Here is a 15,582-nt window from a genome sequence, read left to right on the forward strand (position 1 = left end):
ACGGGACTCCCCTGCCGCGGGAACCCGCGGCCGCGGACTACACGCGCTCGGCGTCGACCGTCGTCGCGGGCTCACTGCCGGGCTGACTGCGGTTCTCCAGCTTGATCCCGCACTTGCCTGCCAGCGCGACACCGACACCGATCGTGGTGACCACCGGGGCGGCCAGCACCGCGACCAACCCGAGAGCCACCGGCACCTCCAACACCACGTCGTCCTTGCTGTCACGCACGACCACACGACGGTTGACGCCCTCGCCGACCAACCCGCGAACGGCGTCGACCACGGAGTCGACGGTGACACGGTTGAACTCGGGCTTGGATTCGCTCATGACTCTCCTCGCACTGCGGATGTCCTCGACACCTCCAAGACTGTCCGCTGTGGAACGCCCTGCCATCAGGGTTTCCCCCGACCTCCGCCTGATTCACCCCTCAGACGCGGCCAGGCGCACGTCGTCGGTGACCGCCAGCGCGAGTTCGCAGAACATCGAGTCCGCCCACGAGAACCACGGCCTGGAGTACGCGGTGGGGTCGGAGGGGTCGAAGCTCTCGTGGACGCGGCCGGTGCCCGCGTCGGTGTCGGCGATGAGGCGCAGGAGGCGTTCCCGGTCGGCCGCCGTTCCCGTCAGGCCCTCGACGGCGAGGGCGATCGGCCACACCCGTCCGGGTTTCGTGTGCGGGCTGCCGATGCCACTCACGACGCGACCGCGGAAGTAGTACGGGTTGCCGGGGCTCAGGGCGAACGCGCGGGTCGCCCGCCAGACATCGGTGTCGACGAGGTCGGGTGCGAGGAGGGGCAGGGAGAGCAGTGACGGTGTGTTGGCGTCGTCCATGAGGAGCACGCCGCCGAGCCCGTCGACCTCGTACGCGTAGACGCGCGCGCCGTCGTGGTCGACGATGCCGTGCGCCTCGACACCGTCGACGAGGTCGCGGGACAGCGCGCGGGCGTCGGCTCCCAGGTCGGTGTCGCCGTAGACCTCCTCGGCGACCTCGGCGATGGCGACCAGCGCCTGTGCCGCGAACAGGTTGGCCGGGATGTTGTACCCGTAGGTGCACGCGTCGTCCGACGGCCGGAACCCGCTCCACGTCATGCCCGTGACGGCGACGGGCGTGCCACGGCCCCCGCGCGCGAGCGTCTCGGTGGGGATCGCGCCAGCGCGCTCGAAGCGGTACGGGGACTCGTCGTGCCGCTGTTCCCGACGCAACTGGCCGACGACCGTGCGCGCCACGCGGTGCGCGCGGGCGTCGAACGCCTCGGTGGAGCCGGTCGCCCGCCACAGCGCGTGCGCGAGCGTGACCGGGTAGGCGAGGCTGTCGACCTCGTACTTCTGCTCCCAGACGTGCGGATCGCCGCACACGTCGTCGGGCTCGTAGTGCGCTCCCGTCGGCCCGTCGTTGAACGCGTTGGCGTACGGGTCGTGGTCGAGGCACGCGAACTGCCTGCGCACCACGGCGGTGACGAGCGCGGCGAGCGGCGGGCACTCGGCGAGGAAGCGCAGGTAGGGCGTCAACTGCGTGGTGGAGTCGCGCATCCACATCGCCGGGATGTCGCCCGTGATGACGAACGCGCTGCCGTCCTCGCCGATCGTGATGGTGTCGCGCAGGGTGCGCAGCAGCGCGGCCTCGACCAGATCACCGATCCGGTCCCCGGTCGCGGCGCGCACGCGGGCCGCCGCGGTCCCGATCGTCCGCTCGATCGACGGGTCGATCACCGTTGCCACGGCGTCATTCCTCCTTCGTCGGTGACGCGCACCCGCGGGGCGTTCCCCGGCTCGTCGGTCTCGTCCGAACTCCACACGCCGATCTCCACCGGGACCGCGACCGGTCGCCCGCTCGCCCACGAGCCCAGTTCGTCGAGCCCCAGTTCGAACTCGACCGTCGTCGTGCTCCTGGGCGCGCACGTCGTGCGCCGCACGGCCAGCAGGCTCCTGCGGCGCGGGCGCACGCCGAGTTCGTGCCTGCGACCGTAGACCGGTACGGCGACGGAGAGCGGAACCGCGCCGACGTTGGTGACGTCCACCGCGACCCGCACGGTCCCGCCGTTCCCCAGGGCTTCGGCGGAGGTGGTCCACGCCGCCTCGCGCACCCTGGTCACGATCGACGGATGGGCTCCGCCGCCGAAGGGAAGACCCACGGGCCGCTTGTGCTCGACGTAGCCGCGAGCCGTTTCCAGGCGCTCGTCGTGGGCCACCGGGAGGACGCCGTCGGCGACGGGGAACGAAGCGGGCAGCCTGCCCGAGGCGGTGCCGTCGAACAGCGCGCTCACGACGGCGGCACCACCGCTCGGGCCGGGGAACGGCACGAAGAGCAGCGCGTCCACCAGGCCCGCCAACGCGGTGAGCACGCGCGGCCGTCCGTCGACGACCACGGCGACGACGGGTTTTCCGCTCGCTCGGGCCCGGCGCGCGAGGTCGAGCTGCGCCTCCGGCAGCGCGATCGAGGCGAGGTCGACGCCTTCGCCGTTGGTCGTGTCCTCCGCCGGGCCCTCGACCGCGCCGTTGTCGGCGAACTCGTCGTCGTAGCCGCGACGGCTCGTGCCACCGAGCACCAGCACGCAGACGTCGGCGCGGCCCGCCACCTCCTCGACGGCCGCGAGCGCGTCCGGGCCGAGCGCGCCGCGCACGCGGGAGCCGGGCGCGTGCAGCACCCGGTCGTCGCCGATCCGCGCCACGAGCGCCGATCGCACGGTCGACGCGGCGGGGTCGTGCGCGGGCCGGGGTGGGGTGTAGTCGCCGAGCTGCGCGTCCAGGTCGTCGGCGTTCGGGCCGATGAGCGCGACCGTGCCCGCGGGGTCGAGCGGCAGCACGCCGTGGTCGTGCACGAGCACCACGGCCTGCCGGGCGGCTCGGTCGACGAGCGCCACGACGTCCCGAGCGACGGGCCGCTCGACCGGTGCGGGCTCACCGAGCAGCCCGACCCGGCGTTTGAGCGCGAGCACGCGGTCGACGGCGCGGTCCAGCTCGTCCTCCCGCACGAGGCCGCGGTCGAGGGCGTGCCCGAGGTGGGTGAACGCCTCGTCCCACAGGCTCAGGTCGACGCCCGCGCGCAGGGCGAGCGCCGCGGCCGCTGCGGGATCGGGCGCGCTGTCGCGGAGGCGGTCGATCGCGGTGCCGTCGGCCATGACGACGCCGTCCCACCCCCAGTCGTCGCGGAGCGTGTCCGTCAGCAGCGCCCGGTTCGCGCTGCACGGAACGCCGTCGACGTCGTTGTAGGCGGCCATGAAACCGGCGACACCGCAGCGGGCGGCGGCGTGGGCGGGGCGCAGGTGTACCTCCCCCAGTTCACGGGGACCGATCGGCGCTCCGGAACCGTTGCGGCCCCCCATTCCCGCGCCCTGGGCCGCGAGGTGCTTGGCGACGACGGCGACGTGCTCCGTGCCGATCGGCCCGGCCCCGGTCGAACCGCCCTGCAACCCCCGCACGGTCGCCGCCACGAGCGCGGCGGCGAGCGCCGGGTCCTCGCCGAAGCACTCCTCCGCGCGGCCCCAGCGGGGATCGCGCAGCACGTCGAGACCCGAGACGAGGACGACGTGCGTCCCCCGCGCCCGTGCCTCGGCGGCGACCACGGCCGCCAGTTCCCCGGTCAGCTCCACGTCCATGCCCGCGCCCAGCGCGAGGTTGACCGGCAGCGTCGTCCCGCCGAGCGCCTGGACGCCGTGCGGCGCCTCCTCGACGAACAGCACGGGCACGCCGTCCCCGTGGCGCGTCACGTAGTCCTGCACGGCCGCGCACGCTTCGGCGCTGCGCTCGGGCGGGATGCCGTTGCGCCAGTGGACGGCCGACCACGGGTCGGCGCGCAGCACCCCGTAGAGGGCGCCGAGTCCGCCGAAGCGGTCGACCTCGCGCCGGAGGACGTCGGTCACGCGGGGCGCGCCGTCGATCCAGCGCAGCGCCTCCCAGCCCTTGAGGCGCTGGTTGACCTGGCCGATCCGGCTGGTCAGGGAGAGCGAGGACGCGGAGAGGGGCGGGGTCATCCCTTGACAGCCCCGGAGATCAGCGCGCGCTGCATCTGGCGCTGGAGGACCGTGTAGACGAGGTACACGGGCAGCAGGGTGAAGAGCGTTCCGGCCATGAGCACTCCGTAGTCCGTGCCCGCGTCGACCTTGAGGGTCGGCAGCGCGACCTGGATCGTGCGCTGGGCGGTGTCGGGGCCGATGAGGATGAGCGGGTACAGGTAGGCGTTCCAGAACGACAGGAAGTTCAGCAGCAGCACGGTCGCGATGCCGGGGACGCAGATGGGCAGGTACACCTGCCGGAGCACCTGGAGGGCCGAGGCGCCGTCCATCGACGCCGCCTCCTCCAGCTCGCGCGGGATCGCCCGCATGAAGGACGTGAGGATCACGATCGACAGCGGCAGCGCGGTCGCGGGCAGCAGGAACACCACGAACGTGCGGCTGTGGAAGAGACCCAGCGCCGCCGCGAGCAGGAACGTCGGGAAGAGCGCCGCGAACGACGGGATGAGGAAGCCGAGCGCGAAGATGTTCTCGACGAAGCGGCCGAGCCTGCCGTTCGAGCGCGCGAGGGCGAACGAGGCGGGCAGGGCGAGCAGCAGGGTGAGGACGAGCGCGGCGACGGTCGTGATCACCGAGTTCGCGACCGCGAGGACGAGTTCGGCCTGGTCGATCGCCGTGCCGAAGTTCGAGAAGTCCCACGTCCCCGGCAGCGCCAGCGGTGACTCGAAGATCTGCTCGTTGTCCTTGAACGACGAGACGACGAAGTAGTAGAGGGGCACGACCAGCAGGGCGCAGTAGATCCAGGCCAGCGCCCCGCTGGTGATCGAGCCGACGCGGTCGCGCAGGGGACGGAGGGCGGTCCGGGCCATGGTGGACTCCTTCGGAACTGGTCAGTGGGACGCGCGGAGCACCCGGCGGATGACTCCCATGCCCAGCAACCCGAGCACGAAGAGGATGAGGCCCACCGCCTGGCTGTAACCCAGGTCGGTTTCGACGAAAGCCTTGCGGTAGACGAGGTACGACAACGTCGTCGTCGACGTGCCGGGGCCGCCCTGGGTCAGCAGCAGCACGGTCTGAGCCGAGTTGAACAGCATCGACAGGAACTGCAACATCGTCACGACGCCGATGAAGTCGCGGGCGATGGGCCAGTACATGCCCCATGCGATGCGCCAGTCACCCGCGCCGTCGATGCGCGCGGCCTGCACGATCTCGGGGGCGACGCTGTCGAGCCGTGCCGCGATGAGCACCGCCGAGTAGCCGATCCCGCTCCACAGCTCGACGGCGATGATCGCGCCGAGCGCGGTCGAGGGGTTGGCCAGCCAGGCGGTGCCGTCGAGCCCGAGCGGGCGCAGCACACCGTTGAGGAGGCCGTCCGGGTTGAGGATCGCGTAGAAGACCATCGCGGTCGCGGGCGCCGAGATGAGCGCGGGGATGAAGAGCAGGTAGCGCATCACCTTGTGGCCGCGCGGTTTCTGCACGACGTAGAACGCCAGTAGGAAGGCGAGCACCATCATGACGGGCAGGCCGATGACGATCTGGACGGCCGAGTTCCCGGCAGCGGCCCAGAACTTCTCGTCGGCGAAGACGCGGCCGAAGTTCGACAGGCCCGCGAACCCCGGTTCGACGAGCATGCCCGGCCAGGACAGGAAGCCGATGAGGACCATCGCCACGACCGGGCCGATCATGAAAACCGCGTACCAGACGAGCGCGGGCAGTGCGAAGCCGGGGAAGCGCTCGCGCAGCGGCGTGCGGGAGCCGCGGCCGGGTGGCGGGGAGGGCTCGGGGGTGGTCGCGGCGCTGGAGGCCACGTCGGTCAGAGCGGTCACGGTGGATCCCTTCCTGAGGCCTGCCCTCAAGCCGTGGCGTAGGCCTTCTCGAAGACGTCGACGATGCGCTCGACGGACACCGGGCCGTAGGCCGTCGCGGTGGCCTGGATCATGGGCTCGAACGCGGATTGGGGGATGGTCAGGTCGGGCAGCATGACCGGCGAGACCTGCGCCGCCGTGAGCCGCGACGCCTGCGCGACGAGCGGGAAGTCGGTGCTGAGCGTGCCGGTCACCCGGCTCATGTCCCGGCCGGAGCCGAGGATCATCGCGTCGGTGACCTCGTCGCTGTAGAGGTACTTGACGAACGGCTCGACGAGGTCGAGCTTCTTCGCGCCGTTCTCGCTGATCCAGATGCCGTGGCCGTTGTAGCTCTGGATCACGCTCGGGTGGTCGAGCACGCCGCCGCGGGACGGCTTGGGCCAGCCGCCGACGGTGACCTCCTTGGCGCGCTCGGCGGGCACCTTGGCCAGTGCCGAGGACATCGCCGGGACGATCGCCGCCTTGCCGGTGTTGAACTGCGTCAGCTCGGAGTCCGAGGTGTAGCCCTGCACGTTGTCGATGAAGACGCCCGCGTCGCGCAGCTCGACGAAGTGCTCGACACCCGCCACGGCACCGGCGCTCTCGGAGAGCTTGCCGCTGGCGAACACCTTCTTGGACTCCTCCGCGGTCAGGAAGCCCTGGATGATCTGGAGGAACAGCTTCTGGCCGCTCCAGTCGGAACCGCCGACCGTCACCGGGCCGATCCCCTTGGCCCGCAACGCCTGGGCGGCGGCGATCAGCTCGTCGGACGTCGTCGGGATCCCGACCCCCGCCTCGTCGAGCAGCCTCGTGTTGAACGAGACGGGCCAGTTCGTGCGGGTGAACGGGAAGGCGCGGACGTTCCCGCTCCCGTCCGTCCACTCGGCGACGGCCTCCGGGATGATCTTGTCGCGCAGCCCCCAGTCGTCGAGCAGCCGGGTGACGGGGATCGTGGCGCCGAGGCCCGTCCACGACAGCGTGCGGCCCTGGAGGTTGACCAGCGCGACGTCGGCCTCCGCGCCCGCGAGCGAACTCGTCTCGAACACGATGGGCAGGTCGGAACCGTTCTTCAGCAGCGCCACCGTCCTGGCGAAGCGCCGCTCGTAGGTGGCGACGGCGTCGGAGAACACGCGAGCACCGGCGACCGCGCCGCTGAGCTGGGTGTGCACCGAGAGCGCGCCCGGCCTGCTCGACGCGGGCGTCAACGCCCCGCACCCCGCGAGCAGTGGTGAGGCGATGCCCGCACCGATCGCGGCGCGCAGCACGGCTCGTCTGCTGATGGCGTGGGTCACGAGTTCCTCCTCGGGAGCTTCAGCGCGTCCGGGCCGCCGCCTTGTAAAGCGATACACATCAAGTGGCGGGCAAGGTATACCGCTTTACATGAAGCGGTCAATTCCCTACTCTCGGCCACGACATGACTGAACCCACCACCAAGCGCGTGACGATCGCCGCCGTCGCCCGGCTCGCGGGCGTCTCACCCTCCGCGGTGTCGCACGTCTTCAACGGCCGTCCGAACGTCTCCGAGGCCACGGCGGCCCGGATCCGCGCCGCAGCCGACGAACTCCACTGGCGCCCGAACTTCGCCAGCCGCAAGGTCTCCGGCCAGGGCGGCCGGAGCCTCGGGCTGGTCATCGCGCGGTCGCGCGAGACGTTCGGCCGCGACCCCTTCTTCATGCGGCTGCTCGCCGGGCTGACCGAGCCACTCGCCGAGATCGGCTGGGCGCTCTCGCTGACCCTCGTGCACGCCGACGAGGAGGAGCAGGTCTACCGGCAGTGGTGGGGCGAGCAGCGCGTCGACGCCTTCCTGCTGGTCGACGTGCGCGACGACGACCCGAGGCTGGCGCTGGTCGAACAGCTCGGCGCGCCGGCGGCGCTGCTCGGTGCGCCGGTCCCCGGCCCGGTGGCCTCGGTGACCGTGCGCGACGGCTCGGCCTTCGCCGAGGCGATCGAGCACCTCACCGGGCTCGGCCACCGCACCGTCACGAGGGTCACCGACGCCCCCGGCCTCGCCCACACCCGTGCCCGCGACCGGCGTTTCCGCCGGGCCGCCAAGGACCGCGGTGTCACGGCGGGCCTGGCGACGTGGAACCCGGACGCCGAGGACCCCGTCGCCGACCTGCTCGGCAGGCTCGGCGGGGCGACGGCGATCATCGTCGACAGCGAGACGATCGCCGCCGAGATCGTCGCCCACGCCCCCGAGATCGGGGTGCGGGTGCCCGAGCAGCTCTCGGTCATCGCCTGGGAGGACTCCTGGGTGTCGTCGATCGCCCGCCCGCGCCTCACGGCCTTCGACGCACCCGTCGAGGAGAGCGCCCGCACCGCCGTCGCACTGCTCGAACGACTCGTGCGCGGCGAAGCCGTCGAAGCGCAGACCGTCAGCGGTCGCCGCCTGCTCGTGCGCGAGTCCACAGCGCCCGCTCCGCACACCCACGACCGCGAGGAACGCCCTTGACCACGACCGCGCCCAGGTTCGGCGTCAACTACACCCCGTCGCAGGACTGGATGTTCCAGTGGATGGCCGTCGACCCCGACGCCGTGCGCGCGGACTTCGAGGCCATCGCCGGGCTCGGCGTCGACCACGTGCGGGTCTTCCCGCTGTGGCCCGTGCTGCAACCCAACCGCACCCTCATCCGGCAGCGGGCCCTCGACGACATCGCGCTGGTCGCCGACGTCGCCGCCGAGTTCGACCTCGACATCGCGGTCGACGTCGTCCAGGGCCACATGTCCGGGTTCGACTTCGTGCCCGCCTGGCTGGTCAACTGGCACGACGGCAACATGTTCACCGACCGGCCCGCCGTCGAGGCTCAGGCCGCGCTCGTCGCCGCCGTCTACGACGCGGTGCGGGAGCGGTCCAACTTCCTGGGGCTGACGCTCGGCAACGAGCTCAACCAGTTCCAGCTCCCCAACCCCGCGGCGATGCCCGCCACGAGCGACCAGGTGCGGCACTGGCTGACCTCGCTGCTCGACGCGCCCCGCGACCGGGACCCGCGCCACGTCCTCGCCCACAGCGAGAACGACCACCTCTGGTACCGCGACGACCACCCGTTCCTGCCCGTGCACGCCGCCCGCCTCGGCGACCTGACGACCGTGCACTCGTGGATCTTCAACGGGACGGCCGCGCGGTACGGCGCGCTCTCGCCGCAGTCGGTGCGGCACGCGGAGTGGATGATCGAGCTGTCGAAGGCGTTCGCGACCGACCCCGCGCGGAAGGTGTGGCTCCAGGAGGTCGGCGCGCCGTCGATGAACCTCGCCGAAGCGGAGATGCCCGAGTTCTGCGCCCGCACGATCGAGGCCGCGCTCACGACCACCGACCTCTTCGCGATCACCTGGTGGTGCTCGCACGACGTCTCGCGGTCGCTCGCGGACTACAAGGACCTGGAGTACTCCCTCGGCCTCCTCGACACCGAGAACCGGGTGAAGCCCCTCGGCCGCCGCTTCGCCGAACTCGTCGCCGAGTCGAAGCGCGCCACCCCGCCGCGGCCCCGCACGGTCGGTGTCGTCGTCGACGTCGACGAGCGGGACCTGCCGCTGTCGCGCGCCGCGCTCGGCCCCGGTGGCGCGATCTTCGAACGCTGGCACGAGCTGCGCGAGCGGGGCGTCGACGTCGCGGTCGTCACGAGCACCACGGCGGCTTCCCCGACGGCGCTGGAGGTGCGGGGCATCCGCGAACTGGACCGCGTCGCGGTGGTCTGAGCCTCACACCGTGAGCACGATCTTGCCCCTGGCGCGGCGGCTCTCGCTCAGCACGTGCGCGGCCGCCGCGTCCCGCAGCGGGAAGGCAGCCGCCAGCGGCACGGTGAACCGGCCCGCCCGAGCCAGCGCGGCGGCCACCTCCAGCCCGTGCAGGCCGGTCTCGGTCGTCGCTCCGGGCCCCGCGCCGCGGGAGAACTCCACCCCGTGCTCGGCCGCCCGCAGGTCCGCGATGGACACCACCCGGTCCGGTCCCCCGGCGATCTCGACGAGGTCCGGCAGCGATCCGGACCCGGCGCAGTCGAGTACCGCGTCGACACCGCGCGGGACCAGTGCCGCGACCCGCTCGGCCAGACCGGGCCCGTAGGTGGTCGGGATCGCGCCCAGCTCCGCGAGCAGGTCGTGGTTGGGTTCGCGGGCGGTGCCGACGACCGTCGCGCCGCGGGCGACGGCGAGCTGGACCACGACGGTGCCGACCCCGCCCGCCGCGCCTTCCACGAGCAGCGTCGTGCCCGCGCCGACCCCGAGCCTGTCCAGCGTCCTGGTGGCGGTCTCAACGTTGGCGGCCGCCCCGCCCGCCTGCTCCCAGCTCCACGAGTCCGGCTTGGCGGCCCAGGCCACCAGCACCGCGTGCTCGGCCGCCGCGCCGCCGAACCGGGCGAGGTCGACCATCCCGAACACCGCGTCGCCGATCCCGACGTCGGTCACCCCCTCACCGACCTCGTCGACGATCCCGGCGGCGTCGACGCCGAGCAGGTGCGGCAGCGTGAGCGGGACGCTGTCCCGCACCCGCCCCGAGCGCAGCGCGCACTCGCCCGGTGTGAGGCCCGCGGCGCGGACGGCGACGCGGATCTCCCCTGGGCCTGCGTGGGGTTCCTCGACCTCGGCCACGGTCAGCACGTCGGGAGGACCGTATTCGGCGAACAACAAAGCGATCATGCGACCGAAGCTAGCGGAGCACCTCGGCCCTCTCCCTAAAGTGAGAGCGGTGACGAAGCGATTGCCCCACAACCTCCGGTCCGACGCGCGGGACAACCGCGACCGCATCCTGGACGCGGCCAGGGCGACCTTCGCGGAGGAGGGTCTCGACGTCTCCCTGCGCGAGATCGCCCGGCGTGCCGGGGTCGGCGCGGCGACGCTGTACCGCCACTTCGAGACGAAGGAGGCGTTGGCCACGGCGGTGCTCGCCGAGCGGATGGCCGCCTGCGCGGCGGTCGTCGACGAAGGCTTGGCCGATCCCGATCCGTGGCGCGGCTTCCGCACCGTGGTCGAGAAGGTCTGCGCCCTGCACGCCGTGGACAGCGGTTTCACCTCGGCGATGCTGTCGACGTTCCCCGGAGCCGTCGACTTCGCGGGGTTCCGGGAGCGCGCGCTGCGCTCCGCCGACCGGTTGGCCCGGCGAGCCGTGGCGAGCGGACACCTGCGGCCCGACTTCGTCCTCGATGACCTGATCATGGTGATCATGGCGAACAGCGGCATCCGCGCCACGTCGCGGGAGGCCGCCGCGGCCGCTTCCCGCCGGTTCGCCGCGCTGCTGATCGACTCCCTGCACAGCGGTTCGCGCAGCACCCCGCTGCCCCCTGCGGTCCGGCTGCCGATCACGACAGCTCTCTGACCGGGCAGTCCTTGAGCGGCAACGGATACCGGGAGGCCGTGGCTAAACTGTCGCGATGATTCCTGGGGGAACCATGAGCGCCGCGGCGCACGACGGCCGGGCGGCCAGGGCCGTCGCGGTGGTGGGCCGGGGCTGCGTCCGCCACCGGTACGTCGTGCTCGGCACGTGGGTGCTGCTGGTGCTGGCGCTGGTGGTGGCCGCGCGGGTGATCGGCACGCCGACGGACAACGACGTGAGCCTGCCGGGCACCGACGCCCAGGTCGTGCGGGACCTGACGGCGTCGTCGGCGACGCCGCTCACCGGCGGGACCGTGATCCTGGTGGCCCCGGACGGGCGGCTGGACGACGAGGCCCGCGCGGGCGTGCTGGCCGCGACGTCGGCCTCCCTGCGGGGAGCCGACCACGTGACGACGGTGAAACCACCCTCCACGCAGGACGGGTCGCTGTCCGCGGACGGCCGCACCGGCTGGTTCGCGGTGGGCCTGGACGTCCGCCGCGCGGAACTCACGAAAGCCATGGCGCACACCGTCACCGACGCCGCCCGGCCCGCCGCCGACGCGGGCCTGCGGGTGCTGCCCGGCGGGGCGCTCGCCCAGGTCGTCGACGGATCGGGCAGCACCGGCGACGAGTACTTCGGCCTCGCACTGGCCGCCCTCGTGCTCTTCCTCGCGCTCGGCGGCCTCGTCGGCGCGGCGCTGGCGCTGCTGACCGCCGCGCTCTCGGTGCTCGCGACGCTGGAGGTCGTCGGGCTCGCCGGGAACCTGACCTCCATGCCCGCGCAGGCGTCGACCCTGGCCCTCATGGTCGGTCTCGGCGTCGGCATCGACTACTCGCTGTTCCTGCTCAGCCGGTTCCGCGCGGTGATGCGGTCGGGGCGCTCGGTGCCGGAGGCCGTCGAACGCGCGGTCGCCGACTCCGGAACGGCGGTGGTCGTCGCCGGTGTGACGGTCGCGGTCGCGCTCGCGGGACTGGGCCTGACCGAGGTCCCGCTGCTGCAAACCCTCGCCTGGACGTGCGGGACGGCCGTCCTGTTCGCCGTCCTCGCCGCGCTCACCCTCCTCCCCGCGCTGACCTCGCTCGCCGGGGAGCGGCTCGCCCGCGGCGGCAAGCTGTACAACAGGCTGGCCCGCCGCACCGGCTCCGGCGGTTTCTGGGCGCGCCAGGCCGACCGCGTCACCAGGCGGCCCCTGCTGGCGGGCGGGCTCGCGATCGTGGTGCTGGCACTGCTCGCCGCACCGGCGACCGACCTGCGCCTCGGCCAGCTCGACGCCGGGTCCTCGCCGGAGTCCACCGCCGTCCGGCAGGCGAACGACGCCGTCTCGGCGGCGTTCGGCCCCGGCGCGGGCACACCCCTCACCGTGCTGGGCAGACTGCCGACGCCGATCACCGACGAGCGCGATCCCCGCGTGCCCCCGCTCGTGGCGGTGGTGCGGGCCCAGCAGGGGGTGGCCGCCGTCGGACGGCCGACGCCGTCCGAGGACGGACGGGTCGTCACGGTCCAGGTGATCGCCTCGACCGCGGGCGGCGACCCGGCGACGGCGGACCTCGTCCACCGCCTGCGGAGCCAGTCCGTGCCGGACATGACCGTGCACGTCGGTGGCAGCGCCGCCGCCAGGGTGGACCTCGCCGACCGGGTCACCGCCAAGCTGCCGCTCGTCATCGGGATCGTGCTGCTGCTGTCGGTCCTGGTGCTGCTGCTGGCTTTCCGGGCCCCGCTGCTCGCGCTGAAGGCCGCCGTCATGGACCTCATCTCCATCGGAGCGGCCTACGGCGTCCTCACGGCGGTGTTCACCTGGGGGTGGGGCGTGACGTGGATCGGGCTCTCCGGCCCGGTCCCCATCCCCAGCTTCGTGCCGCTCATGCTGTTCGCCCTGCTGTTCGGCCTGTCGATGGACTACGAGGTGTTCCTGCTGAACGAGGTCCAGCGGAGCTGGAGGCGAACGGGGGACAACCTGCGCTCGGTCCGCGAGGGCCTGCTCGGGACCGGCCGGGTGATCACCGCGGCGGCGGCGATCATGGTCGGGGTGTTCCTCGCGTTCGTGCCGAACAACGACCCGACGATCAAGATGTTCGGCGTCGGCCTGGCCGTCGCCATCGCCGTGGACGCGACCGTCGTTCGCTGCCTGCTGGTCCCGGCCACGATGGCGCTCCTCGGCGACCTCAACTGGTGGACGCCGGGCCGCGGACGTGCACGGTCCGAAGTGGACGGTGGAGTCACAGGGCCCGGACGACAGCGCCCAGGTGCGAGGTGAGCAGACCGGTCGCCTCCCGCGTCCAGCCGACGCCGTCGGCGCTGAAGTGGCCGTGCAGGGCGCCCTCGTCCGTCCTGCGCAGCCGGATGCCGAGTTCCTGGGCCCTGCCGGTGTCCTTCGGTCCGGCGGCGGCGGTGACCCTGCCCCGGACCGGGCCGAAGTCGACCGCGGCGGGACGCCCGCTCGGGAGGTACTCGAAGAACGGGACGATGCCCGAACTCACGCCGTGGTTCATCGCGCGGATCTCCCCTGCCGGGAACCGGGCGTGCGCCGAACAGCCGCGGACCGCGTCCAGGACGCCGCGGTGGTCGCCCGTCCTCGGCACGGTGAGGTAGGACGGCACCAGGCAGGGGCCCGCGACGCGCCGCCAGCGGGGCCGGTCGCGCTTGCCGAAGATGGTGGTGAACACGAACGTGTCGCCGTCGGGGACCTGCCGGGCCATCCCGTCCGCCACCGCGGCCAGCAGGGTCACCAGCGGAGTGGTCCGCCGGGCGAGGCACCCCCGTTCGACGCGGGTGAACTCCTCCGCGTCAAGGACTTCCGCGCGGTAGGCGAAGGCCTCGCCCTCCCCCGTGGCCGCCACACCGGCGAACGACGCCCGCCCGACCGCCCTGTCCCACCAGGCTTCCGCCTCGTCGCGTCCACTTCGGACCACCTCGGCCTCGGCGAGGGCGTAGTCGCCGAACTGCTCCACCGGGCCCGCCGCCGGAGGACCGCCCACCTGCTCCGCGTACAGCAGGCCGAGGTCGGCCAGCAGGATCCAGAGCGTCTCGGGGTCGGCGACCAGGTGGTGCAGGTGCAACGACAGGACGTGCGTGTCCGGCCCGGTCGTGGCGAAGCGCACGCGGATCGGGACGTCACGGGCGACGGGCGCGTGCGTCCAGTCCTCCACCTCGCCCTCCTCCAAGACCTCCAGGCCCGTCCCAGGCGTCGCACGGACGACCTGGCCGTCGCGGGTCACCTCCGTGCGCAGCACCTCGTGCCGCCGGACGAGGCGGTCGACCGCGACGGCCAACCCGCCGGTGTCCACCGGGCCGCGCAGTTCCACCACCGCGTTCATGGTGAACCACGGGCTGTCGACGAAGCCGGGCCTGAGCGCCTCCAGGTCCCAGGCGAACGACTGCCACAGTGAGGTGGGTCGGACCGTCATGACGCTCCCGCCAGCACGTGCGAGTAGTCGGGGACGTCGTCACGGGCGGCCAGCAGCGCCTCGTGCGCCTCGCGGAGCGGGCCGACGTCGAACCCGCTCGCCTTCCAGTCCTCGAAGGACAGACCGAAACCCATTCCGCGCCAGAGATCGGCGTTGCTCCGCTCGTGGTCGCCGAACGGGTCGAGGAACACCACCGGGGTCGCCGACCACAGCGAGTCGAGCAGCGTGCCGCCACCGGGCTTGCTGACCACCGCCAACGCCTCGCGGCACAGGTCGAACGACCCGTGGTGCCCGGTCCCGCGCCGGAACTCGGGCGCGGCTCCCGGTGTGACCTCGCCGAACGGCGGGTAGCCGTCGTCGAGCCAGGGGAACCAGTCGGGATCCATCATGTGGTAACGAACCCCACCATCCTCATCGGACACGTCGGCCACCTCGTAGGCGACGACGTCGAGCGCGAACCCCTGCGCCCGCAGGCCTCCCACTTCCGCGCGGTAGGTCCCCATCCCCCAGCCGCCACCGTGCACCAGCAACCGGTCCGCCCGGTCCCGCCACGGCAGCGGCGGTCGCCGCGTGACCGGGATGCTGCACGGGACGCGCCCGGACTCGGCGTGCGCCAGCCAGATCGGCCGGGCACCGACGTCCGGGGCCCGGCGGAAGGACGGCGACAGGACCGAGTCCACGTGGCACACGTCGACCCGAGGCCGGATGGAGCAGGTGGACAGGTACCGCTCGACGAGGCGCAGCCAGAATCCCGAGAAGACGACGAACTGCCGGACCCGCATGGTCCGCCAGCGCTCCACCAACGCCGACACGGCCGACGGGTCGACGGCCGCGACCGGGTCGGCCGCGACCCGCTGGCCCGCCCGTGCCAGCCGGAAGTCCCGGTGGAAGGCCACCTTCATCTCGGCCGTGGTGCGCAGCTTGTGCTCGGGCAGCAGCCGTTCGAGCACCGACACGGTCGCGTCGACGCCCTGGTCGCGCAACCGGTCCGCCAGCAGCAGGCCGGGGACGTGCACGCCGAGCGCGACCCCGGACGTGAGGATCTCGATCACCGCGACGCGCCCCCGGTCGACCCCAGCCGGAA

At 72.8% G+C, this 15,582-nt stretch carries 13 protein-coding genes; 4 read left to right on the forward strand and 9 right to left on the reverse strand.

Features of this window, described 5'->3' with window-relative positions; all coding sequences use genetic code 11:
• Positions 1-37 precede the first annotated feature (37 nt).
• The 6 genes from NZH93_RS08245 to NZH93_RS08270 all read right to left on the reverse strand — a co-directional run bounded on the left by NZH93_RS08245 (position 38) and on the right by NZH93_RS08270 (position 7,084).
• Entirely contained in the window at positions 38-328 is a 291-nt protein-coding gene (locus NZH93_RS08245) for a DUF4342 domain-containing protein (protein ID WP_259622356.1), read from the reverse strand.
• Between the two features lie 93 nt (positions 329-421).
• Entirely contained in the window at positions 422-1,717 is a 1,296-nt protein-coding gene (locus NZH93_RS08250) for a glycoside hydrolase family 125 protein (RefSeq protein WP_259622357.1), read from the reverse strand.
• Entirely contained in the window at positions 1,705-3,969 is a 2,265-nt protein-coding gene (locus NZH93_RS08255; RefSeq protein WP_259622358.1) for a glycoside hydrolase family 3 N-terminal domain-containing protein, read from the reverse strand. The genes NZH93_RS08250 and NZH93_RS08255 overlap by 13 nt, the downstream gene beginning before the upstream one ends.
• Positions 3,966-4,817, reverse strand: coding sequence for a carbohydrate ABC transporter permease (locus NZH93_RS08260; protein ID WP_259622359.1), 852 nt, complete (start codon positions 4,815-4,817; stop codon positions 3,966-3,968). The genes NZH93_RS08255 and NZH93_RS08260 overlap by 4 nt, the downstream gene beginning before the upstream one ends.
• Before the next feature lie 21 nt (positions 4,818-4,838).
• Entirely contained in the window at positions 4,839-5,774 is a 936-nt protein-coding gene (locus NZH93_RS08265) for a carbohydrate ABC transporter permease (RefSeq protein ID WP_259622360.1), read from the reverse strand.
• A gap of 26 nt (positions 5,775-5,800) precedes the next feature.
• Positions 5,801-7,084, reverse strand: coding sequence for an ABC transporter substrate-binding protein (locus tag NZH93_RS08270; protein ID WP_259622361.1), 1,284 nt, complete (start codon positions 7,082-7,084; stop codon positions 5,801-5,803).
• Positions 7,085-7,206: 122 nt separating this feature from the next.
• On the opposite strand from NZH93_RS08270, the gene NZH93_RS08275 reads away from it, so the two are divergent.
• A complete protein-coding gene (locus NZH93_RS08275; protein WP_259622362.1) occupies positions 7,207-8,244 on the forward strand; it encodes a LacI family DNA-binding transcriptional regulator in 1,038 nt (345 codons plus the stop codon).
• Positions 8,241-9,485, forward strand: coding sequence for a glycoside hydrolase 5 family protein (locus tag NZH93_RS08280; RefSeq protein WP_259622363.1), 1,245 nt, complete (start codon positions 8,241-8,243; stop codon positions 9,483-9,485). The genes NZH93_RS08275 and NZH93_RS08280 overlap by 4 nt, the downstream gene beginning before the upstream one ends.
• 3 nt (positions 9,486-9,488) lie before the next feature.
• Here the strand turns inward: NZH93_RS08280 and NZH93_RS08285 are convergent, their stop codons facing one another.
• Entirely contained in the window at positions 9,489-10,421 is a 933-nt protein-coding gene (locus NZH93_RS08285; RefSeq protein ID WP_259622364.1) for an NADP-dependent oxidoreductase, read from the reverse strand.
• A 49-nt stretch (positions 10,422-10,470) separates the two neighbouring features.
• On the opposite strand from NZH93_RS08285, the gene NZH93_RS08290 reads away from it, so the two are divergent.
• Complete coding sequence (locus NZH93_RS08290) at positions 10,471-11,097, forward strand: TetR/AcrR family transcriptional regulator (protein WP_259622365.1); 627 nt, start codon at positions 10,471-10,473, stop codon at positions 11,095-11,097.
• A 55-nt stretch (positions 11,098-11,152) separates the two neighbouring features.
• On the forward strand, positions 11,153-13,348 hold the full coding sequence (locus NZH93_RS08295) for an MMPL family transporter (RefSeq protein WP_259622366.1): 2,196 nt from the start codon (positions 11,153-11,155) through the stop codon (positions 13,346-13,348).
• Here NZH93_RS08295 and NZH93_RS08300 read toward each other — a convergent pair.
• Positions 13,311-14,498, reverse strand: a complete 1,188-nt coding sequence (locus tag NZH93_RS08300) for a condensation domain-containing protein (RefSeq protein ID WP_259622367.1) — start codon at positions 14,496-14,498, stop codon at positions 13,311-13,313. The genes NZH93_RS08295 and NZH93_RS08300 overlap by 38 nt on opposite strands.
• The gene (locus tag NZH93_RS08305; RefSeq protein ID WP_259622368.1) at positions 14,495-15,550 is read right to left on the reverse strand and encodes a glycosyltransferase family protein; all 1,056 of its coding nucleotides are present in this window, start codon (positions 15,548-15,550) and stop codon (positions 14,495-14,497) included. Before NZH93_RS08305 ends, NZH93_RS08300 begins: the two co-directional genes overlap by 4 nt.
• Between the last annotated feature and the right edge of the window lie 32 nt (positions 15,551-15,582).

It is taken from the genome of Umezawaea endophytica, assembly GCF_025061645.1.
Lineage (GTDB): Bacteria > Actinomycetota > Actinomycetes > Mycobacteriales > Pseudonocardiaceae > Umezawaea > Umezawaea endophytica.

Excerpts from the sequence above, each read along its gene's own strand:
- NZH93_RS08245 (WP_259622356.1), bottom strand. The coding sequence starts at position 328 with ATGAGCGAATCCAAGCCCGAGTTCAACCGTGTCACCGTCGACTCCGTG.
- NZH93_RS08255 (WP_259622358.1), bottom strand. The coding sequence starts at position 3,969 with ATGACCCCGCCCCTCTCCGCGTCCTCGCTCTCCCTGACCAGCCGGATC.
- NZH93_RS08275 (WP_259622362.1), top strand. The coding sequence starts at position 7,207 with ATGACTGAACCCACCACCAAGCGCGTGACGATCGCCGCCGTCGCCCGG.
- NZH93_RS08300 (WP_259622367.1), bottom strand. The coding sequence starts at position 14,498 with ATGACGGTCCGACCCACCTCACTGTGGCAGTCGTTCGCCTGGGACCTG.
- NZH93_RS08285 (WP_259622364.1), bottom strand. The coding sequence starts at position 10,421 with ATGATCGCTTTGTTGTTCGCCGAATACGGTCCTCCCGACGTGCTGACC.
- NZH93_RS08260 (WP_259622359.1), bottom strand. The coding sequence starts at position 4,817 with ATGGCCCGGACCGCCCTCCGTCCCCTGCGCGACCGCGTCGGCTCGATC.
- NZH93_RS08295 (WP_259622366.1), top strand. The coding sequence starts at position 11,153 with ATGATTCCTGGGGGAACCATGAGCGCCGCGGCGCACGACGGCCGGGCG.